The organism is Metabacillus mesotrionivorans (genome assembly GCF_052171315.1).
Classification (GTDB): domain Bacteria; phylum Bacillota; class Bacilli; order Bacillales; family Bacillaceae; genus Bacillus_P.
Genome location: NZ_JBQMFF010000003.1, coordinates 210,500 through 231,311, shown reverse-complemented (window position 1 = coordinate 231,311; position 20,812 = coordinate 210,500). Strand labels below are relative to the sequence as shown.

Here is a 20,812-nt window from a genome sequence, read left to right as displayed (position 1 = left end):
TTCTTATGCGAAAGGGAGCTGAGGCTACTATGACAGCTATTCAAACGAAGTCGCTCACATTATCCTACGGGGATACAACGATCATCAATGAACTTGACCTCACGATTCCAAAAGGAGAAATTTCCGTCTTTATAGGCAGCAACGGCTGCGGGAAATCGACTCTTCTGCGTTCCATTGCGAGATTGCTGAAGCCTGAAAAAGGGGCTGTTCTTCTTGAGGGAGAAGCCATTGCGAAGCTTCCGACAAAAGAAGTGGCCAAAAAGCTTGCCATTTTGCCGCAGGGTCCGGCTGCTCCTGAAGGGCTGACTGTACTGCAGCTTGTGAAGCAGGGCCGCTATCCTTATCAGAACTGGCTGAAACAGTGGACTGAAAAGGACGAAAAAGCGGTGATGGACGCACTTGCATCTACTGGAATGCTTGAATTTGCCGAACGTCCGGTTGATTCTCTGTCAGGCGGCCAGCGTCAGCGCGCCTGGATTGCGATGACTCTTGCTCAGGACACGGATATCATTCTGCTCGATGAGCCTACGACCTATCTTGATATGACCCATCAGATTGAGATTCTTGATCTGCTGTTTGAGCTGAATGAAAAAGAAAATAGAACGATTGTCATGGTGCTTCATGATCTCAATCTTGCCTGCCGCTACGCCCATCATATTGTGGCGATCAAAGATAAGAAAATCTATGCAGAAGGCCGTCCGGAGCATGTGATTAACTGCAATCTTGTTAAGGATGTTTTCCAGATGAACTGCGAAGTCACGATGGATCCGCTTTTTGGCACACCGCTGTGCATTCCCCACGGAAGAGGACGATGCATCATAAAAGAGGCTGCCATTTCATGACCGTTTTTCTAAGTGAAGAGGAGCTTCAGGACCTGTCCAGGTTTCGGCTTGGGTCAGACAGAAGCGGGTCGGATCTGTCTGTTGAATCAGCCGGTTTGTTTGAACCTGCAGCTCTGCTTTCTTATTTAGAGGCAGTTAAGCCTAAAATCCATTCTGACAGACTAAATGTGATAGGGTCCCTGTTTGTGAAAAGGTATGCCTTTCTTGCAGCACTTACGCTTTACTCAATGACCGTCTTTGAGAAGGGTCTGAATACAGATCCCGAAAATATGAGCCTGGAATCAGATGATGAAGACCCGCTATGGCTGCCGTCTTTTTATTTCTGGAAGCTTGAGTGCTCCGTACCGGGAGAAAAGAGGGATGAGTGGAGGGACGAAGTTCTCCGCGGCCTTTTTAAAAACCATTTGAGCAGGCTTGTCCTGACGGTTTCTAAAGAAGCAAGAATTTCTAAAATGATTCTGTGGGAAAACGTCGGCCTTTATATTGTCTGGATGTATGAAACCCTCCTTGCAAACAAGCCTGAGTGTGTTACGATAGAACAAATACAGGAAGATTATGAGTATGTGGTAAGGAAGGCGGACGGCTCTTTGTTCGGCGAAGGATTGGAAAATCCGTTTCACCCGCTATTCAGAGAAAAGCAGTCAGGTGGAGCGACAATCAGGCAAACCTGCTGTCTGTATTATTTAACATCTGAAAAAAGAGACCGGTGCAGCACATGCCCGAAACATTGCCTTACATAATGGAGGAATTTTTGTGCAGAACGAGTTGAATGCTCCGCTTGACGGATTACTTGAAAAATACACAGAGCTTCTCCTCGGGGAAGCAACTCCTGAACTGAAGGAAAAAGTGAAAATGTGGGTGCTCTATTCGCACATTGCTAAATCAATGCCGCCCTTGGTCAAGCATTGGAACGAAACGTATCCGGAAGAGAAGGAAATGGTGAAAGAACTGATTGCTGAAATAAAACAGCTGAATGAACAGCACCGCATGTCCCAGACGAATAAAAAACGCACCTAATCTCAGAGATACTCCAAGAACTCTGGGATTTTTTATTTTAAGACTGTCCCGATGCTTTTTTTGAAAAGACATAAAGAACTGGTGCACAAAGAAAAAAAGGAATAACTGAACCTGTAACCGTTTTCACTCCTCCAGCCTGATCGTACACCGTTTTTTGCCACTGAAGCCAGGTAATGTCGAATAAATAGCCGCATGCATAAAGAATGCCGACTAAAGAAAAATAGATGATTAAAGCGGAAGCAATACTTCTCATTAACCCAACAACCTCCATATTTTACCTGTTTCTGTCATTATAAGGTATAGTTTTAGAGAGTAAAAGAATTTTAGTGAAAAATCACATCCCAAAACGGAGGATAAACGAAATGAAGCAGCAAAAAACAATAATTCGCCCTATTGAAAGCAGAGATCTTATTCACCTTTGGGAAATAAAATACAGTGACGAACACCCTGAATGGAAAAAATGGGACGCCCCCTATTTTGAACATAAAAGTTTGACTCTGGCCGATTTTCTCTCTCAAAAAGAAAGCATTGTCGGACTGGATGACTACTGGGCCATTACCGTGGATGAAAAAGTAATTGGAACCGTCAGCTATTACTGGGAACATGAGCCGTCCATGTGGCTGGAAATGGGCATCGGCATCTATGATCCCGCTTATTGGAACGGAGGATACGGTACGGAAGCTTTTCGAATGTGGATTGATCATCTGTTTGAATCCCTGCCGATTGTCAGAGCGGGATACACAACCTGGTCAGGCAATACCAGAATGATAAAGGTTGGAGAAAAGCTTGGAATGACCGTTGAGGGAAGGATGAGAAAATGCAGGGTAGTGGAGGGTAAATACTACGATTCAGTCAGAGTTGGGATTTTAAGAGAAGAATGGGAAGCTCTTTCTGCAAAAAGACAGGTTTAAAATCAGGTTCAAACTTACTATGTGAGGGTATAGACCAATAACATAGATTAGGAGAGTGAAACTTGATGGACCAGTCTAAGCCGGTTATCGGCATTACAAGTTCAGTCGTGGACCACGGGGACATTCAAAGTGTCCATGTTCACCAAAAATACATCAGTTCGGTCATACAGGGAGGCGGCATCCCTGTCGTTATCCCTTTAGTGGACGACGAAGCTGCAAAAACCCTTGTTTCGAAGTGTGATGGATTTATATTAAGCGGTGGAGAGGACGTTGATCCTCACTCATACGGGGAAGACCCAGATCCGATGCTTAGGAAAACAAACGGAGCGCGGGATCAAATGGAGCTTTCTGTCGTGAAATATGCAGAGCAAAGCCAAAAACCCGTGCTTGGTATCTGCAGAGGGATCGCTATGCTGAACGCTGCCCTTGGCGGGACAGTCATACAGGATATTGAAAGCCAGTATGAAGATCCGATTAAACATTACCAAACAGCAGACAGACCAGACCCTACTCATATGGTCGAAGTATCAGAAGGAAGTGAGCTTGCAAGGATTTTCGGAACGGATTCTGTAAGAGTAAACAGCATGCATCACCAGGCTGTAGGCAGACTCGCAGATACGCTTTCTGCAACTGCGACCGCTCCGGACGGGATTGTAGAAGGACTTGAGGGAACTTATGAGGACTGGTATGTATTAGCTGTTCAGTGGCATCCTGAAGAAATGGCAGCTGAAGATGAAGCCATGCATAAACTTTTTAAAACATTTATTGAAAAGTGCAGATAAAAAAGCAGCCGTCGGCTGCTTTTTTCTTGTATTTACTGAATATACGGAGACTGCTGCTGCAAGTAGCCTGCAAACTGCTGATGAGACTGCTGGACTTTAGTTGTGTCGGCAGCTTCAAGTTTGTACCATCCGTACTTATACATCATGTTGTAAAGCTCGCGCTGACAATTTTGTGTTTCATTAAAGATCGCCTGAATATCCTGATAAAGAGCATCGTTGCTCATTTCATTCATGGCAGTGGAATAAGAGTCAGTCATGTACTTTTCAGTTGCAAGCAGTTCGTTAATGAAGTCCCTGTCGTTCATCTGCGGGGTTTTGGGAACTTGTGTTTCAGGATTTCCAATTTTATTCTGGTTTTGACTGTTGTTCATGCTGCACCCCTCCTATTGAAGCTGTGTTGAACTTGCTTCCTGATTTGGATTTAAGTGATTAAGAATGGCCGTATAATGCTTTTCATGCATCTTTCCGGTCTTTTCAAGCTCTGCTTTAATTTGCTGGTCGCTGCAGTGAGAAGCGAAAAAATGGGCTTTTTTCATGGCGAGCAAATTCCATGAAAGCATATCGGTTAAGTAAAGGTGATCTTTTGTTGTGATCATGGCAGGCGGCTGCTGCATCATGCCTTGCTGCTGGCCTGTGTTCTGCTGTTGTTGCATGGAAAAACCTCCTTGGACATTTTCTTCCTTATCGTTCCTCAGGCTTCTGATTTTATACAGGTTTACCTATGTAAGAATTTATATCGGAAGGGGTATGCCGGTTGGAGTTTTTATTCCGTCATTTTTTCCTGTTTTTATCAAAAAACAAATGGCTGACGAATGCCGCAAAGCGCTACGGCCCGAGATTCGGCGCATCGCGTTTTGTTGCCGGAGAAACGATCGGGCAGGCTGCACAAGTCATAAAAGGGCTCAATCAAAAAAAGCTGGATGTGACTATTGATTATCTTGGGGAGTTTGTTGATAACGAAATTGAGGCAAATGAAATGGCTGAGCAGTCCATAAAGGCTATTGAAACAATCGCGGGAGAACAGCTTCATTCCCAACTTTCACTGAAGTTAACGTCAATGGGCCTGGATCTTTCTGATGAAATTGTTTATCGGAATATGAAAAGAATTATGGAAGCCGCCAAACAGCATGGAGTCTTTGTCACCATCGATATGGAAGACTATGCAAGGTGCGGGAAGACACTTAAACTATTCAAAGAGCTAAAGAAGGAATATGATCTGGGTACTGTGATTCAGGCTTATTTATACAGATCAGCGAAAGACCTGGAGGACCTGAGCGCTTATCATCCGAATCTGCGATTAGTAAAAGGAGCTTACAGGGAATCGCCGCAAGTCGCCTTTCCAAAAAAGAAAGATACGGATGAAAACTTCAAAAAGCTCATAAAAATGCATATGCAAAACGGTCACTATACGGCTGTTGCCACACATGATGATGCCATCATTGAATTTACAAAGCAATTTGTAAAAGAAAACAGAATTCCGAGTGATCAATTTGAGTTTCAGATGCTTTATGGAATCCGCCCAGAGCGCCAGGCTGAACTTGCAGAAGAAGGCTATAAAATGAGGATCTATGTCCCGTACGGCACAGACTGGTACGGCTACTTCATGAGAAGGCTGGCAGAAAGGCCTTCAAACGCATTATTTGTGCTGAAGGGCATCTTTAAAAAATAGGGGTCAGTCCCGCCGTGTTTTAAAGGACGGCGGGACTGACCCTCATTTGGCTAAAGATAGAAAACCTATTCCTGTCCCATATTCTTTTTCTTATATTGCTGGTTTGTGCTTGAGCGTTTCCCTCCGCCGGCCATTTCGTTTGTTGGCCCGGAGCTTCCCTTTACACTTGCAGCGCTGATCCCTGCATTTGATGGATCTTTCTTCAGTCTTGCCATGATTGATCACCTCCCCGGTTATATTTTTCCCAGGGGTTCATTTTTTCATGTAATTAGAGCTGCCGTTATTTGTGTCAAATCAATGGGACAAATCGTTTTTTAAAAATTAATATGTGAATTTTTCGTAAATGTGTTGAACAAATTTTCTAAATCTTTTATATTAATAGATAGAGGGAAGATTTCCCGGATATTTTTTTCATCAAAAAATGAATGAGCATTCATTCAAAGCGACTAAAGGGGGAGCATTCATGAACCAGCGTATTAGAAAAGCGGCAGTTCTCGGATCCGGAGTCATGGGTTCAGGCATTGCTGCACACTTGGCAAATATCGGAATCCCTGTTCTATTGCTTGATATTGTACCGCGCACGCTGACTGACAGCGAAGAGAAGAAAGGTCTGACTCTGCAGGATGCAGCTGTAAGAAACCGCATCTCATCAGAAGCTGTACAAAAGCTTCTCAAGCAAAAGCCGGCACCGCTTACTGCAAAAGGAAATCTGGCTTTAATCGAAGCGGGTAACTTCGATGATGACATGCACAGACTCGCTGAAGTGGATTGGATTATTGAAGTAGTCGTTGAAAATCTTGAAGTGAAGAAAAAAGTCTTTACGCAAGTAGATCAATATAGAAAACAAGGCAGCATTGTCAGCTCAAATACATCAGGTATTTCAGTAGAAGCGATGTCAGAAGGGCGTTCTGATGATTTCCGGAAGCATTTCCTCGGAACTCACTTTTTCAACCCGCCGCGCTACCTGAAACTGCTCGAAATCATCCCGACAAAAGCAACATCGCCCGAGATTCTATCCTTTATGAAAACGTTCGGGGAAGATGTTCTTGGAAAAGGAGTAGTTGAAGCAAAGGACACTCCAAATTTCATTGCCAACAGAATTGGAACATACGGCCTCCTTGTTACCGTTAAGGAACTGCAAAAGGGCGGATACAGTGTAGGTGAAGTGGATTCCGTAACAGGTCCTCTTATCGGCCGGCCAAAAAGCGCAACTTTCAGAACGCTTGATGTTGTAGGACTTGATACTTTTGCACATGTTGCAAAGAACGTTTACGACCAAGTGGACGGCGAAGAGAAAGACGTATTCGACATTCCTGAATTTATGAAAAAGATGCTTGAGAACGGCTGGCTCGGAAGCAAATCAGGCCAGGGATTCTTCAAAAAAGAAGGAAAAGAGATTCTCGAGCTGAATCCAGAGACCCTGGAGTATCAAGAACGGAAGAAGCTGAAGGCTCAGAGCATCGAGGCTGCAAAACAGATCAAGGGTTCAGCGGCAAAAATGAAAGCGCTTATCTATTCAGGCGACAGAGCAGGAACGCTTCTATGGAATATTACAAGCCCTACTCTTCTCTATTCTGCTGAACTTCTCGGCAATATTGCAGATGACATCCTTGCCATCGATGAAGCAATGAAATGGGGATTCGGCTGGCAGTACGGCCCTTTTGAAACATGGGACAGTATCGGTCTTTCAAAATCAGTTGAAAAAATGGAGGCTGAAGGAAAAACGGTTCCGGCCTGGATCAAAGACATGCTTGAGAGAGGCTTCACTTCTTTCTATAAAAAAGAAGACGGTGTTTCTTACTATTACCATGATGGCGATTACAGACGCATTGAGACGAACGAAAAAGTCATCAATCTCAAGGACTTAAAAGAGAAAAAAGGCGTCATTAAGAAAAACAGCGGAGCAAGTTTGGTGGATCTTGGCGACGGAGTAGCGCTGCTTGAGTTCCATTCACCGAATAACGCGATCGGTCTAGATATTATCCAGATGATTAATTTTGCCGTGGATGAAGTTGAAAAGAACTTTAAAGGGCTTGTCATCGGCAATCAGGGCAAAAATTTCTGCGTCGGTGCGAACCTTGCCATGATCCTGATGGAAGCTCAGGATGACAACTACTTTGAAGTTGACATGGTTGTCCGCCACTTCCAGCAGGCTATGATGAAAATCAAATACAGTCCAAAGCCGGTCGTTGCTGCTCCATTTGGCATGTCACTTGGCGGAGGAGCCGAAATCTGTCTTCCGTCTGCAAGCATTCAGGCATCAAGCGAAACGTACATGGGACTTGTTGAAGCCGGCGTAGGCCTGATCCCGGGCGGCGGAGGCAATAAAGAGCTTTACATTAAACTTCTCAACAGCGTTCCAAAAGGCGTCGATTTCGATCTGCAGAACGTAGCCAATAAAGTATTTGAAACGATTGCAACAGCTAAAGTTTCTTCTTCTGCAGCTGAAGCAAAAGAAAACTTCTTTATGAATGAAAAAGATTCTGTAAGCTTCAATGGGGATCACCTCATTTATGATGCAAAGCAGAAAGTTCTGCAGCTGTCTGATAACGGCTATAAGGCACCTGTACGCAAAAAGGTACCTGTCGTAGGCGAGACAGGTTATGCTGCCCTTCTTCTTGGAGCACAATCCATGCTTCAGTCAGGATATATTTCAGAGCACGATTTGAAAATTGCCCAAAAGCTCGCCTATGTCATTGCGGGAGGCAAAGTGCCATTTGGCACGGAAGTAGATGAACAGTACTTACTTGATCTTGAAAGAGAGGCGTTCCTGAGTCTCGTGAAGGAAGGCAAATCTCAGCAAAGAATGCAGCACATGCTTGTAAAAGGAAAACCATTACGTAACTAGGAGGGTGCACTGTCATGAGAGAAGCGGTCATTGTAGCAGGTGCCAGAACACCTGTCGGAAGAGCAAAAAAAGGGTCACTAGCAGCCGTAAGACCAGATGATCTTGGAGCGCTAGTCGTAAAAGAGACACTTAAGCGTGCTGGCGGATACGAAGGAAATATTGATGATCTGATCATTGGATGTGCGATGCCTGAAGCAGAGCAGGGGCTGAACCTTGCACGAAACATCGGCGCGCTTGCGGGATTGCCGTATACAGTACCGGCAATTACAGTCAACCGCTACTGTTCGTCCGGTCTTCAAAGTATTGCTTACGCAGCGGAAAAAATCATGCTTGGCCACTCGGATACAGCCATTGCAGGCGGAGCCGAATCAATGAGCATGGTGCCGATGATGGGCCACGTTGTCCGTCCGAATGCAGTGCTTGCTGAAAGTGCGCCTGAGTATTACATGGGAATGGGCCATACGGCAGAGCAGGTAGCTGTAAAATACGGAGTCAGCCGCGAAGAGCAGGATGCCTTTGCAGTAAGAAGCCATGAAAAAGCGGCAAGAGCTATTGCAGAGGGCAAGTTTGACGATGAAATCGTACCTGTAGAGGTTACACAGAGAAGTGTTGGAGCAGATCATAAGCTCCGCGAAAAGACGTTCCAGTTCTCAAAAGACGAGGGTGTCCGTCCTGGAACGACTATGCAGATTCTCTCAACATTAAGACCTGCATTCAATGTGAAAGGATCCGTTACAGCAGGAAATTCCTCGCAGACGAGCGACGGTGCTGCTGCTGTAATGGTCATGGACCGTGAAAAAGCGGATGCGCTTGGACTGGAGTCACTCGTGAAATTCCGCTCCTTTGCAGTAGGCGGAGTTCCTCCTGAAGTAATGGGAATCGGCCCGATCGAAGCCATTCCTCGTGCACTGAAAGCTGCAGGTTTAAGCCTGTCTGATATTGGACTTTTTGAATTAAATGAAGCATTTGCTTCACAGTCTATTCAAGTCATAAGAGCTCTTGGGATCGATGAAGAGAAAGTGAATGTCAATGGAGGAGCAATTGCGCTCGGTCATCCGCTTGGGTGTACGGGAGCTAAATTAACCCTTTCCCTTATTCACGAAATGAAGCGCCGCGGCGAGCAATTCGGAGTTGTCACAATGTGCATCGGCGGCGGAATGGGTGCAGCTGGAGTATTTGAATTAGTGTAAGGCTTAAAAAATCAGGAAAATGGGGGAACAAGCAATGTCAAAAACAACTGAAAATCTAATCAAGGGCGGAAGCTTTTTACTTGATGATGTGACATTTGAAAGTGTTTTTACGCCAGAGGATTTCACAGATGAGCATAAAATGATTGCCAAAACGACGGAGGATTTCGTCGTAAATGATGTACTTCCTCAACTTGAAGATATTGAGAATCACCAGTTTGATAAGTCTGTCAAACTATTGAAGCAGGCAGGCGACCTTGGCCTTCTAGGTGCTGACGTACCTGAAGAATACGGCGGCCTAGGCCTTGATAAAATCAGCTCTGCGCTGATTACTGAAAAATTTGCCCGTGCAGGAAGCTTCTCTCTTTCATACGGTGCGCATGTCGGTATCGGATCTCTGCCAATCGTTCTTTTCGGAAGCGAAGAGCAAAAGCAGCAGTACCTTCCAGATCTAGCATCAGGTCAGCGCATTGCAGCCTATGCACTGACTGAACCGGGATCAGGCTCAGATGCCCTTGGTGCCAGAACGACGGCAAAGCTTAACGCAGAAGGCACGCATTATGTATTGAACGGTGAAAAACAGTGGATCACAAACTCCGGCTTTGCAGATGTGTTTGTTGTGTATGCAAAGGTTGACGGCGAGCATTTCTCGGCATTTATCGTAGAAAAAGAATACCCTGGAGTATCAACCGGTCCGGAAGAAAAGAAAATGGGAATCAAAGGTTCATCTACAAGAACGCTTATTTTAGAAGATGCGCTTGTTCCTAAAGAAAATCTTCTTGGAGACCTTGGAAAAGGCCACGTTATTGCCTTTAACATTCTAAACATCGGACGCTATAAGCTTGCTGTCGGAACAATCGGCGGATCTAAACGCATTATTGACGTATCTGTTGAATATGCCAACCAGCGCCAGCAGTTCAAAACGCCAATCAGCAGCTTTTCGCTCATCCAGGAAAAACTGGCAAACATGGCTTCAAAAACATATGCAATGGAAAGCTCAGTGTACCGTACAGTTGGATTATTTGAAGACCGCATGAGCCGCCTGACTCCTGAGGAAGTCAAGGACGGAAAAGAAGTTGCTGCATCTATTGCAGAGTATGCGATTGAGTGTTCACTGAATAAAGTCCTCGGTTCTGAAACGCTTGACTATGTCGTTGATGAAGGCGTTCAGATTCACGGCGGCTACGGCTTCATGGCTGAGTACGAAGTAGAAAGAGCATACCGCGACTCACGTATTAACCGTATTTTTGAAGGGACGAATGAAATCAACCGTCTTCTCGTTCCCGGCACATATTTAAGAAAAGCAATGAAGGGTGAACTGCCGCTTCTTCAAAAAGCACAGGCTCTTCAGGAAGAGTTAATGATGCTTATGCCAGAAGAACCGGGAGACGGCGTTCTGGAGCAAGAAAAGCATCTTCTGAAAAATGCAAAGAAAATCGGTTTAATGATTGCTGGACTTGCTGCTCAGAAATACGGCCAGTCCCTGCAGAAGGAACAGGAAGTTTTAGTGAACATTGCTGATATCGTGAGCAGTGTATACGCTATGGAATCTGCCATCCTCCGCACGGAAAAGGCAATCAACAAGTATGGCGAAGCAAAGAGTGCTCAAAAACTTCTTTACACGCAAGTGTATTGCCAGGAAGCATTCAACGAAATTGAAGCGCATGCTAAAGAATCGCTTGTTGCGATTGAACAGGGAGACACTCTCCGCATGATGATCTCTGCATTAAGAAAATTCACGCGCCACACGCCGATCAATGTTATTGCCAAAAAGCGCGAAATCGCTGCTGCACTGATCGAAGAGAACGGATACCGCGCGTAATAAATACCTTTCAAAAAGGCCTTTTTCAAAAGAAAAGGTCTTTTTGATGATTTTTGCGGAAAAAAAGGCCAAGATAATAGATGGCAGAATGACGATGCTTGTCATTATGCTTGTCAAAAAGAATGTGGTAAAATAATGTTGTTCAATTACGGTTGCAGGTGGTGAAAAGAGTGGCGCTTAAATATTACTGGTATCCGAAATGCGGGACATGCCGGAAAGCAAAAAAGTGGTTAGAAGATCACCATTTGCAGGCACAAGAAATACATATTGTCGAAAATCCGCCGTCAAAAGAAGAGCTGAAATCAATGCTTGATTCAAGCGGCTTGGAGATCAAAAAATTCTTTAACACAAGCGGTCAGAAATACCGTGAGCTTGGCCTGAAGGATAAATTATCCTCCATGTCCGAAGATGAACTTCTTGGACTTCTGGCATCTGACGGCATGCTGATTAAACGCCCGCTGACAACGGACGGAAGCAAGACAACTGTCGGATTTAAAGAAGATCAGTTTAAAGAAACCTGGCTATAGAAGTAGAAGACTTACCCTTTTAGTCTTTTTACAAATAAAACACGATAATCAGTTGGAGGTAGAAAACATGAACACACCAAAAGAACTTCGCTACTCTGAAGAACACGAGTGGGTTAAAGTTGAAGGCGATAAAGTACGCATCGGGATTACGGACTTTGCACAATCAGAGCTTGGAGATATTGTGTTTGTTGAACTTCCTGAAGTAGGCGACGAAATTAAAGCAGACGAGCCATTCGGCAGCGTTGAGTCTGTAAAAACAGTATCTGAGCTGTATGCGCCAATCAGCGGAACAGTTGTTGAAATTAATGAAGACCTTGATGACAGCCCTGAATTTGTCAATGATTCTCCATATGAAAAAGCCTGGATGATTGTCATTGAGCCAAGCAATGCAGGTGATGTAGACAACTTGATGACAGCTGAGCAATACGAAGAAATGACAAACGAAGACTGATAATCCATTCACCTTCTGGACACCCTAAACAGTAAAAAGGAGGGTGTTTCAGCATGTCATTTGAAAAGAAACGGCTGGATATTACAGACCGCGTCACCGGCAGATTTGAAGGCGGGCAAATGAATCTGTTTTTTGAAAAAGAGCAAATCGGCTCGATGTCACTTGGCCCGGACGGTCAGGTGTCGTTGAAAAATGGATATGAAGAAGAAAATCATTCCTTTTTTCAGTATGCAGACGTTCTATCTAAACAAGATGAGAAGTATGTCGATTGTGACGAAGAAAACGGCTGGTGCTGATGACTTGGCAGTGGAATGTTCCACTGCCTTTTCCTGTTGTTCCGGCCTGTTTTTAAGGTCAGAAGGAAACAACCTCATGCGTTTCGAATAGGTTATAGATAACATATACTCTAACTGAATAGGTGATGGCGATGTCTGCAATTGAGGTTGAAAAAGTCATAATTGTTGAAGGAACATCTGATAAGCGAAAAGTATTAAATGTTGTCAACGAACCGGTTGAAATTATTTGTACAAATGGCACAATCAGTCTGACACGGCTTGATGAAATGGTGGATGAACTGTTCAGCCGTGATGTTTATGTGCTTGTGGATTCTGATGATTCCGGGGATCGCCTGAGAAAACAGTTCAAACGTGAATTTCCCGAGGCTGCGCATTTGTTTATCGACAAAATGTACAGGGAAGTTGCCACTGCACCTGATCAGCATGTCGCAGCTGTGCTGCTGAGTGCAAACATTGATGTGCATGCGAAATACTTATAAAGGGAGTTTGTGAAAAGGCAATGATTGAATGCAATGAAGAGCAGGTAAGCAGACTCGCAGAGAGGGATACTGCCATTCTTTATTTATATACACCCTTTTGCGGAACATGTCAGCTCGCTAAAAAGATGCTGACAGTAGTTGAGGCGATGCTGCCTGCCCTTGAAATAAAGATGGCCAACCTGAATTATCTTCCGAAGCAGGCGTCTGCCTGGGAAATCGAAAGTGTTCCCTGCCTGCTTATTTTTGAAAAAGGAAGATTGATCAGCAAAACGTATGCCTTTCATTCTGTCGAACATCTCTATCAAATATTGAAAGAATATGCCGCCTGATGAGGGCGGCATTTGACATATTTCTTGGGAAATAGAAAAAGAAAAGATTTTGTCTTACTGAGGCAAGGAATATGTCGAAGCTTTCTAAAAGGGAAAAGTGTGGAAAAATAGAATTTCTCCTATAACCACTTGAACGGAAATGGGGAGAAACAATGGATCTGACCTTTTTTGCCGAAAAAATGAATAATGCCCGTTTTATACAGCCGCTGCTTCCAAACGAAAACGTAAGAATTGAGTTCTGGGTTAAAAACCTCAATCAAAAATCCACTCTCGTTCTGCAAAAAGGCAACTGTCATGTAAGCAGTGATGATGAACTCTTTCATGTGCAGATTGTTGGGGAAGAAAGGCATTTTCAAGATTGCTTTCATTCGCCAATCAGGCTTTTGCAGCTTGTAAAACTTGGAGCTATGGAGGCTAAAGGCTCATTCAGAAATATACTTCGAGTAGAGTCACTCATTCAGCTCTGCAAATAATTTTCTAAAAATTCAAACGAATAATTGACTTAAGAAGAAATAAAATGATACAATCCCAATAGGAATAATAAGAAATCTTATCAAGAGCGGTGGAGGGGCCTGGCCCTGTGAAGCCCGGCAACCGGATACAGCGAGTAAATCACGGTGCCAATTCCAGCAGAGTGGATATGCTCTGAAAGATAAGAAGACCGGGATGCGCGCCTCTTCTTTGAAGGGGTTTTTTATTTTTTTAATTTAGGAGGAGAAATGAATCATGACTCGAAAAAAGTACCGTTTGGAGACCGTCAACATTCATGGAGGGCTAAAGCCTGATCCTGGAACAGGCGCCAGATCTGTTCCGATTTATCAGTCTAATGCATACGTTTTTAATGACACTGAGCACGCTTCAAACTTATTTGCATTAAAAGAACAGGGGTACATTTATACGCGTATACATAATCCGACTTCCTCCGTCCTTGAGGAGCGCATCGCTGAACTTGAAGGCGGTGTCGGAAGTCTTGCGGTAGCAAGCGGTATGGCAGCCATCACCCTCTCGATTCTGAATATTGCCGGTGCCGGGGATGAAATCGTGTCCGCATCGAGTCTCTACGGGGGAACCTATAATCTTTTCCAGACGACCTTGCCTAAATACGGCATTGAAACTACATTTGTTAATCCGGAGAACCCGGAAAATTTCAGAAGCGCGATTACAGAAAAAACGAAGGCGATTTTTGCCGAGACAATCGGCAACCCGAGTCTTCAAGTGCTGGATATAGAAGCCGTTGCAAAAATTGCACATGAGGCCGGCATTCCGCTGATTGTAGATAATACATTCGCCACGCCGTATTTGTGCCGCCCGCTCGAACACGGGGCTGATATTGTTGTTCATTCTGCGACGAAGTGGCTGCTTGGAAATGGCACAACGCTTGGCGGCGTCATTGTAGATGGAGGGAAATTTGACTGGAACAGCAGAAAGTTCCCGGGTTTCACCACACCTGACCCAAGCTATCATAACCTGGTTTACGCAGAAGCCCTTCCGGAAGCGGCTTATATTGTAAAAGCCAGAGTGCAGCTGCTGAGAGATCTTGGTCCTGCACTCAGCCCGTTTAATGCTTTTCAATTTAACCTCGGTCTTGAAACGCTGCATGTCAGAATGAAAGAGCATATCTCGAATACGAGGAAGGTTGTATACTATCTGAATGGACATCCTGCAGTTAAATGGGTTCTCTATCCTGAAGATTCAAAGCATCCGGACCGGGCACTTGCTGAGAAATACTTGCCGGAGGGAGCTGGTGCAGTCGTGGTGTTCGGCATTGAAGGCGGACGCGAAGCAGGGGCTAAAGTGATCAACTCTGCGGAGCTGTGGTCACACGTTGCAAATGTAGGGGATGCAAAGAGCCTCATCATTCATCCGGCAAGCACGACACATCAGCAGCTCGACGCTGACGGCCTGAGAAAATCAGGCGTAACAGAGGATTTAATCAGGCTCTCTGTTGGCATTGAACATATAGACGATCTGCTCGAAGACTTGGAGCAGGCAATTGAAAAGGCTGTCGGCATAAGGTCACTGACAGAATCGACAGCACGATAAGACAAGGTTATCCTCGTCCAGCTCCAGCGCCTAAATCCTCTGTCAGAACAAATCCGTCAAAAAAGTCAAACCCGGACTTTTTCGCCGGATTCTTATCTGCCTATCGGATCTGACCAAGGCGCTTGCGCTTTTGTTCTTGACACGTACTTTTGTTGCATGATAGAATCACTCTCGTACTATAAACTCACTAAATATACAGTCAATTTAATAAATTTGTCAGTCTCTTATCCAGAGAGGTGGAGGGAAGTGCCCTATGAAGCCCGGCAACCGTCAACATTGTTGAAAAGGTGCCAATTCACTCAAAGCTTGCAGCTTTGAAAGATGAGAGAAAGGTTTTTTCACATATGCCTTTCTGCTCATTTCTGCAGAAAGGCTTTTTTGTTTACTGAGAAAAAACATGAAGCAAGGCGATATAGAGCAAAATGTTAGTGAGTGGAATTTTGGAAGAAGGTGAATTCATGATTACGCTAAAGGACGTACGAAAAGTCTTTCAGACGAAGAATGGCCGAGTTACGGCTGTTGATTCCGTCAATCTGGACATAAACAAAGGTGAAATTTTCGGAATTATCGGTTATAGCGGCGCCGGGAAAAGTTCACTTATCCGCCTGCTGAACGGACTTGAAAAACCAACGGAAGGCTCCATTCAGGTGGCCGGCCAGGGCATCGATAAAATCAGCGGCAGCGATCTTAGAAAAGCGCGGCAGGAAATCAGCATGATTTTCCAGCATTTTAACCTTCTTTGGTCAAGAACAGTCCGTGAAAACATTTCGTTTCCGCTAGAGATTGCCGGAATAAAAAGTGCTCAGCGGGCTAAAAGGGTTGAAGAGCTGATTAAGCTTGTCGGACTTGAAGGCCGGGAAGACTCATATCCTTCCCAGCTGAGCGGAGGACAAAAGCAGAGGGTCGGTATTGCGAGAGCCCTTGCCAACAATCCAAAAGTGCTGCTTTGTGACGAGGCAACCTCAGCACTTGACCCGCAGACAACCGATTCCATTCTTGACCTGCTTGTTGACATTAACGAACGGTTAGGGCTGACGATTGTTCTGATTACCCACGAAATGCATGTTATCCGAAAAATCTGCCACCGCGTGGCAGTCATGGAAAGCGGAAAAATTGTTGAACAGGGAGAAGTGCTTGACGTATTCAGAAGGCCACAGCAGTCGATCACCAAGCGCTTTGTGAAACAAATAACAGAGCCGGACGACACGCAGGAAACAATGGAGCTGATCCTTGAAAAATATAAGCAAGGCATGGTTATTCAGCTGACATTTGTAGGTGACTCAACTGAAAATCCCCTTATTACGAACCTGATCCGAAACCATCCGATTCAGGTAAACATTCTTCAGGGGAAAATTTCACAAACGCAAAGCGGATCTTACGGCACACTGTTTATCCACATGGACGGCGAACAGGGTGAGCTTGAAAGAGCGATGGCCTACATCCGCAGCCAAGAGGTCGAGGCGGAGGTGATTTCAAATGTTTGAGAACGTGAGATGGGAAAACGTATGGGAAGCAACCAGTGAAACCCTGTTCATGACTGCATTCTCGGTGGCGGCGACATTTGTACTGGGCATTATCCTCGGCTTGCTGCTCTTCCTGACATCCAGAGGCGGAATTTGGGAAAACAAGCCGGTTAATGTCATCATATCTGCATTTGTAAACATTTTTAGATCGATTCCGTTTATCTTGCTGATCATTTTACTTATTCCTTTTACCAAGGCCATTCTTGACACGTTCCTTGGTGCAAAGGCGGCACTGCCGGCATTAATTATCGGCGCTGCTCCGTTTTATGGCCGGATGGTTGAAATTGCACTCCGTGAAATTGATAAAGGAGTTATTGAAGCGGCCAGATCAATGGGCGCTAAAACATCTACAATTATCTGGAAGGTCCTGATTCCAGAATCATCTCCTGCTTTAATTTCCGGGATTACAGTAACAGCGATTGCTCTTGTCGGCTACACAGCCATGGCTGGAGTAGTTGGTGCAGGCGGCCTTGGAAACCTTGCCTTTTTGGAAGGCTTCCAGAGAAACAATAATGCTGTAACGATGATTGCAACCATTTTAATACTTGTCATTGTCTTCATTATCCAATTTATTGGAGATTTTATAACATCAAAATTAGATAAACGTTAGGGAGGATTATCACTATGAAAAAATTACTCTTAAGTGCTGTTTTTGCTACATCTGCTTTTGCTCTTGCTGCCTGCGGCGGCGGTGATGGTGGCGGCGAGGAAACAAAGACCCTCAAAATTGGAGCATCAAATGTTCCTCATGCTGAAATTTTAGAAGAAGCCCAGCCTTTACTTGAAGAAAAAGGCATCGAGCTTGATATCGTTCCTTTCCAGGACTACATCCTGCCGAACAAATCCCTTGCAAGCGAAGAAATTGATGCTAACTACTTCCAGCATATCCCGTACCTTGAGTCACAAATGGCTGAAAACAAGGACTACGATTTTGTGAATGCCGGCGGTATCCACATCGAGCCGATCGGTGTTTATTCTAAAAAGCATAAATCACTTGAAGATATTCCTGAAGGCGGAACGATCATTATGAGCAACTCTGTTGCTGATCATGGACGCATGCTTTCCCTTCTTGAAAATGAAGGCCTGATTACAATTAAAGAAGGTGTCGATAAAACAACAGCTACGGTTGACGACATCGGCGAAAACAAAAAGAACCTGAAATTTAAAGCTGACGTTGAAGCAAGCATCCTTCCTCAGGCTTATAACAATGACGAGGGAGATGCAGTTCTGATCAACACGAACTATGCAATCGGAGCCGGTCTGAATCCTCAAAAAGATGCAATTGCACTTGAAGGATCTGATTCTCCATATGTAAACATCATTACTGTCCGTAAAGGTGACGAAAACAAAGAAGAGATCAAAGCGCTTGTGGACGTTCTTCACTCAGAAGAAATCCAGAAGTTCATTGAAGAAAAATACGAAGGTGCCGTTGTGCCTGTAGACGGAAAATAAGTTGCACAGCCATTGGAAAATCCGAACTGGGAAATCAGTTCGGGTTTTTTCTTGTGCTGACACTTTTCAGGGGCTAGGGCTAAAGGGTTATGAGGAGCGGAGATATAACCATTCGAACAGTTCTGAATGAGCTAAAAGGGCATAAGCAGAGAAGATATGGCCCTTCAGGCAGGTACACGAGAGCCGAAAGGTCATAAGGAGCGGAGATATAGCCCTTCAGGCAGGTACACGAGAGCCGAAAGGTCATAAGGAGCGGAGATATAGCCCTTCAAACAGATCTGAATGAGCTGAAGCGTCATAAGAAGTGGAGATATAACCATTCGAATAGTTCTGAATCAGATGAAGGGTCATAAGCAGAGAAGATATGATCCTTCAGTAAGGTCCACGGGAGATGAGTGTTCATAAGGAGCGGAGATATGACCCTTCAAACAGATCTGAATGAGCTAAAGAGTCATAAGTAACGGAGATGCTTCCGGTTATGGAGTCACTCCCTAAAATGGATCAAAAACACCAGTGTACTGAAGCGGAGGGAACTTGACTCCTTGTCCAGCTGCAGCGCCAAACTCCTTTGTCAGAACAAAATCCCCCAAAAAGGCGGGACCCGGACTTTTCGGGTGATTTCTTATCTGACTGCCGGAGCAAAACGGGCGCTTCCGCTTTTCTAAGGGAAGAAGAGGGCACGGAAGATCCCGCAAGCGCAGCGAGGAAGCTTCCGGCCCTCCCCGCGGTAATCTTGTTCCCGGAGCGGAAGGGAACGGGTACTACTGCAAACTAAATTAGAAAAGAAAATTCCTCCTTAAACAACATTAAATATTATATAGAAGAAAACAGCCACTCCAAACCAAATATGAAGCTGCTGCATCCTGTATTTTTCCGCATACTCTGGACCTGTTTTCTGCATACTAACGGTGTTGAATCTTAGGAATGGAGCTGAACATCATGCAGCATTTTGAACCGAGAAACTCAAGCGAAGCAGCTTTGCACGATTACAAAGAAGGCCTTGGCATCTTTACAGAAAAAATGCCGGAACTTGCTCACCTTTATAATGAATTTACACAGGAATGCTTTAAGGAAGGGACTCTCTCCCAAAAAGAAAAACAGCTGATTGCCCTTGGGATCAGTATTTACTCCCAGGATGAATACTGCATCATTTATCATACAAAGGGATGCCTTGATCAGGGTGCGAGCGAACAGGAAATTCTCGAAACCGTAGGCGTGACGGCTGCATTCGGCGGAGGAGCCGCCATGAGCCAGTCTGTTACGCTTGTTCAGGAATGCATCACAGAGCTTAATCAGCTGAAACAGTAGCAAACAGCAGGAAATAAGAGCATCTATTTAAATTCTGCCTGCATCAGGCAGTGAAGAGCTCTGTTTGTATGTCACTCATTCTTATCCCTTCTCAGCAGGTTTGAACTTTTTTACAAGGGGTATTACGATAGTAGTATCGTTTTTACAAAACCTGAGAGGATGATTCATTATCTACGCAAGTCAGCAGAAGCTTGATTTGAATTACACGACTGAAATGGAAAAGGCTCTTATGCAGTCCCACAAAATGGGGTACGCAGTGTACAGCAGAAACCATGAGAAGCGTATGGAAGTAGAAAAGAATCGTGAAGAGGACTATCAGAAAAGCAAACAGCTGTTTGCGGAACTTGACCGGAAAATGAATGGATAGACTATGGATAAAAGGAATCAGCCGCAGGCTGGTTCCTTTTGGGTTGCGGCGAATTGGCTCAGCCTCCGAAAAAGTTGTATTCACTTTTCATTTGTTATAAAATTAGAATGAGAATAAATTGAGAATGATTAAATTCAGATCTTATAGATTATTGGAGGTATAAGCAGTTATGGCAGGATCAACATTAGTGATTAAAGATTTACACGTGGAAATCGACGGAAAAGAGATTTTGAAAGGTGTAAACCTTGAAATAAAAGGCGGAGAGTTCCACGCAATCATGGGACCGAATGGTACTGGTAAATCAACGCTTTCATCAGCAATTATGGGGCACCCTAAGTACGAAGTAACAAAAGGCAGCATCACACTTGACGGTGAAGATGTACTTGAAATGGAAGTTGATGAGCGCGCACGCGCAGGTCTGTTCCTTGCAATGCAGTATCCAAGCGAAATCAGCGGAGTAACGAACGCGGACTTCCTTCGTTCATCTATCAATGCGCGCAAAGAAGAAGGCGAAGAAATTTCATTAATGAAATTCATCCGCAAAATGGATTCTAACATGGAGTTCCTTGAAATGGATCCTGATATGGCACAGCGCTACCTGAACGAAGGTTTTTCCGGCGGTGAGAAAAAACGCAACGAAATTCTTCAATTAATGATGATTGAGCCTAAGATCGCCATTCTTGATGAAATTGATTCAGGACTTGATATCGACGCTCTTAAAGTCGTTTCAAAAGGCATCAACCAAATGCGTTCTGAAGAGTTCGGCTGCCTGATCATCACTCACTATCAGCGCCTGCTTAACTACATCACACCTGATCATGTACACGTTATGATGCAGGGACGAATCGTAAAATCAGGCGGACCTGAGCTTTCTCAGCGCCTTGAAGCAGAAGGATATGACTGGATTAAACAAGAGCTTGGCATCGAAGACGAAACTGTTGGTCAAGAAGCGTAAGCGT

26 protein-coding genes and 2 riboswitches are annotated in these 20,812 nt (G+C 44.6%); of the genes, 22 read left to right on the top strand and 4 right to left on the bottom strand.

Annotated elements, in window-relative coordinates; translation table 11 throughout:
* Positions 1-29: 29 nt before the first annotated feature.
* From ACTSEZ_RS11110 to ACTSEZ_RS11100, 3 genes are read left to right on the top strand one after another with little or no spacing between them, the layout of a single operon-like run.
* A complete protein-coding gene (locus ACTSEZ_RS11110) occupies positions 30-842 on the top strand; it encodes an ABC transporter ATP-binding protein (RefSeq protein WP_369734275.1) in 813 nt (270 codons plus the stop codon).
* Positions 839-1,582, top strand: a complete 744-nt coding sequence (locus ACTSEZ_RS11105; RefSeq protein ID WP_369734274.1) for an IucA/IucC family C-terminal-domain containing protein — start codon at positions 839-841, stop codon at positions 1,580-1,582. The genes ACTSEZ_RS11110 and ACTSEZ_RS11105 overlap by 4 nt, the downstream gene beginning before the upstream one ends.
* A gap of 13 nt (positions 1,583-1,595) precedes the next feature.
* Positions 1,596-1,859: a YusU family protein gene (locus tag ACTSEZ_RS11100; RefSeq protein ID WP_369734273.1), complete on the top strand. Its 264-nt coding sequence runs from the start codon at positions 1,596-1,598 to the stop codon at positions 1,857-1,859.
* A 37-nt stretch (positions 1,860-1,896) separates the two neighbouring features.
* Here ACTSEZ_RS11100 and ACTSEZ_RS11095 read toward each other — a convergent pair whose 3' ends face one another.
* Positions 1,897-2,112, bottom strand: a complete 216-nt coding sequence (locus ACTSEZ_RS11095) for a hypothetical protein (protein WP_369734272.1) — start codon at positions 2,110-2,112, stop codon at positions 1,897-1,899.
* A 109-nt stretch (positions 2,113-2,221) separates the two neighbouring features.
* On the opposite strand from ACTSEZ_RS11095, the gene ACTSEZ_RS11090 reads away from it, so the two are divergent.
* Together ACTSEZ_RS11090 and ACTSEZ_RS11085 are read left to right on the top strand one after the other, a co-directional pair.
* Positions 2,222-2,770 (top strand): GNAT family N-acetyltransferase, encoded by a 549-nt coding sequence (locus tag ACTSEZ_RS11090; RefSeq protein ID WP_369734271.1) that lies wholly within the window; start codon positions 2,222-2,224, stop codon positions 2,768-2,770.
* A gap of 65 nt (positions 2,771-2,835) precedes the next feature.
* Positions 2,836-3,552: a gamma-glutamyl-gamma-aminobutyrate hydrolase family protein gene (locus ACTSEZ_RS11085; RefSeq protein WP_369734484.1), complete on the top strand. Its 717-nt coding sequence runs from the start codon at positions 2,836-2,838 to the stop codon at positions 3,550-3,552.
* 32 nt (positions 3,553-3,584) lie between these two features.
* Here ACTSEZ_RS11085 and ACTSEZ_RS11080 read toward each other — a convergent pair whose 3' ends face one another.
* Together ACTSEZ_RS11080 and ACTSEZ_RS11075 are read right to left on the bottom strand one after the other, a co-directional pair.
* Positions 3,585-3,923 (bottom strand): spore coat protein, encoded by a 339-nt coding sequence (locus tag ACTSEZ_RS11080; RefSeq protein ID WP_369734270.1) that lies wholly within the window; start codon positions 3,921-3,923, stop codon positions 3,585-3,587.
* 12 nt (positions 3,924-3,935) lie between these two features.
* Entirely contained in the window at positions 3,936-4,205 is a 270-nt protein-coding gene (locus ACTSEZ_RS11075; protein WP_029284245.1) for a hypothetical protein, read from the bottom strand.
* Between the two features lie 101 nt (positions 4,206-4,306).
* On the opposite strand from ACTSEZ_RS11075, the gene ACTSEZ_RS11070 reads away from it, so the two are divergent.
* Complete coding sequence (locus tag ACTSEZ_RS11070; protein WP_369734269.1) at positions 4,307-5,221, top strand: proline dehydrogenase family protein; 915 nt, start codon at positions 4,307-4,309, stop codon at positions 5,219-5,221.
* Between the two features lie 65 nt (positions 5,222-5,286).
* Here the strand turns inward: ACTSEZ_RS11070 and ACTSEZ_RS11065 are convergent, their stop codons facing one another.
* On the bottom strand, positions 5,287-5,436 hold the full coding sequence (locus ACTSEZ_RS11065; RefSeq protein WP_081414238.1) for a YuzL family protein: 150 nt from the start codon (positions 5,434-5,436) through the stop codon (positions 5,287-5,289).
* 248 nt (positions 5,437-5,684) lie between these two features.
* Between ACTSEZ_RS11065 and ACTSEZ_RS11060 the strand changes: the two genes are divergently transcribed.
* The 16 genes from ACTSEZ_RS11060 (at position 5,685) to sufC (ending at position 20,808) form a co-directional block, all read left to right on the top strand.
* Positions 5,685-8,069, top strand: a complete 2,385-nt coding sequence (locus ACTSEZ_RS11060) for a 3-hydroxyacyl-CoA dehydrogenase/enoyl-CoA hydratase family protein (RefSeq protein ID WP_369734268.1) — start codon at positions 5,685-5,687, stop codon at positions 8,067-8,069.
* Between the two features lie 14 nt (positions 8,070-8,083).
* Entirely contained in the window at positions 8,084-9,259 is a 1,176-nt protein-coding gene (locus tag ACTSEZ_RS11055) for an acetyl-CoA C-acetyltransferase (protein WP_369734267.1), read from the top strand.
* Between the two features lie 34 nt (positions 9,260-9,293).
* Positions 9,294-11,078, top strand: coding sequence for an acyl-CoA dehydrogenase FadE (locus tag ACTSEZ_RS11050; RefSeq protein WP_369734266.1), 1,785 nt, complete (start codon positions 9,294-9,296; stop codon positions 11,076-11,078).
* A gap of 170 nt (positions 11,079-11,248) precedes the next feature.
* On the top strand, positions 11,249-11,605 hold the full coding sequence (locus ACTSEZ_RS11045; RefSeq protein ID WP_369734265.1) for an arsenate reductase family protein: 357 nt from the start codon (positions 11,249-11,251) through the stop codon (positions 11,603-11,605).
* Positions 11,606-11,672: 67 nt separating this feature from the next.
* Positions 11,673-12,056 carry a glycine cleavage system protein GcvH gene (gcvH, locus tag ACTSEZ_RS11040; RefSeq protein WP_369734264.1) on the top strand — a complete coding sequence of 128 codons (384 nt, stop codon included), beginning with the start codon at positions 11,673-11,675 and terminating at the stop codon, positions 12,054-12,056.
* 53 nt (positions 12,057-12,109) lie between these two features.
* Positions 12,110-12,352 carry a YusG family protein gene (locus ACTSEZ_RS11035; RefSeq protein ID WP_369734263.1) on the top strand — a complete coding sequence of 81 codons (243 nt, stop codon included), beginning with the start codon at positions 12,110-12,112 and terminating at the stop codon, positions 12,350-12,352.
* A gap of 131 nt (positions 12,353-12,483) precedes the next feature.
* Positions 12,484-12,831 carry a toprim domain-containing protein gene (locus tag ACTSEZ_RS11030; protein ID WP_369734262.1) on the top strand — a complete coding sequence of 116 codons (348 nt, stop codon included), beginning with the start codon at positions 12,484-12,486 and terminating at the stop codon, positions 12,829-12,831.
* A 20-nt stretch (positions 12,832-12,851) separates the two neighbouring features.
* On the top strand, positions 12,852-13,160 hold the full coding sequence (locus ACTSEZ_RS11025; protein ID WP_369734261.1) for a thioredoxin family protein: 309 nt from the start codon (positions 12,852-12,854) through the stop codon (positions 13,158-13,160).
* Between the two features lie 152 nt (positions 13,161-13,312).
* Positions 13,313-13,633 carry a hypothetical protein gene (locus ACTSEZ_RS11020; RefSeq protein ID WP_369734260.1) on the top strand — a complete coding sequence of 107 codons (321 nt, stop codon included), beginning with the start codon at positions 13,313-13,315 and terminating at the stop codon, positions 13,631-13,633.
* 74 nt (positions 13,634-13,707) lie between these two features.
* Positions 13,708-13,819: riboswitch (SAM riboswitch) on the top strand.
* 67 nt (positions 13,820-13,886) lie between these two features.
* A complete protein-coding gene (locus tag ACTSEZ_RS11015; RefSeq protein ID WP_369734259.1) occupies positions 13,887-15,203 on the top strand; it encodes an O-acetylhomoserine aminocarboxypropyltransferase/cysteine synthase family protein in 1,317 nt (438 codons plus the stop codon).
* Positions 15,204-15,424: 221 nt separating this feature from the next.
* A riboswitch (SAM riboswitch) is annotated at positions 15,425-15,531 on the top strand.
* A 130-nt stretch (positions 15,532-15,661) separates the two neighbouring features.
* Complete coding sequence (locus ACTSEZ_RS11010) at positions 15,662-16,687, top strand: methionine ABC transporter ATP-binding protein (RefSeq protein ID WP_369734258.1); 1,026 nt, start codon at positions 15,662-15,664, stop codon at positions 16,685-16,687.
* Positions 16,680-17,336, top strand: coding sequence for a methionine ABC transporter permease (locus tag ACTSEZ_RS11005; protein ID WP_369734257.1), 657 nt, complete (start codon positions 16,680-16,682; stop codon positions 17,334-17,336). Before ACTSEZ_RS11010 ends, ACTSEZ_RS11005 begins: the two co-directional genes overlap by 8 nt.
* A gap of 14 nt (positions 17,337-17,350) precedes the next feature.
* Positions 17,351-18,178: a MetQ/NlpA family ABC transporter substrate-binding protein gene (locus tag ACTSEZ_RS11000; protein ID WP_369734256.1), complete on the top strand. Its 828-nt coding sequence runs from the start codon at positions 17,351-17,353 to the stop codon at positions 18,176-18,178.
* Between the two features lie 939 nt (positions 18,179-19,117).
* Positions 19,118-19,486: a carboxymuconolactone decarboxylase family protein gene (locus ACTSEZ_RS10995; RefSeq protein ID WP_029284215.1), complete on the top strand. Its 369-nt coding sequence runs from the start codon at positions 19,118-19,120 to the stop codon at positions 19,484-19,486.
* A 196-nt stretch (positions 19,487-19,682) separates the two neighbouring features.
* A complete protein-coding gene (locus ACTSEZ_RS10990; protein WP_158001669.1) occupies positions 19,683-19,853 on the top strand; it encodes a YuzK family famiily protein in 171 nt (56 codons plus the stop codon).
* Positions 19,854-20,022: 169 nt separating this feature from the next.
* Complete coding sequence (gene sufC, locus ACTSEZ_RS10985) at positions 20,023-20,808, top strand: Fe-S cluster assembly ATPase SufC (RefSeq protein WP_029284213.1); 786 nt, start codon at positions 20,023-20,025, stop codon at positions 20,806-20,808.
* Positions 20,809-20,812 lie beyond the last annotated feature (4 nt).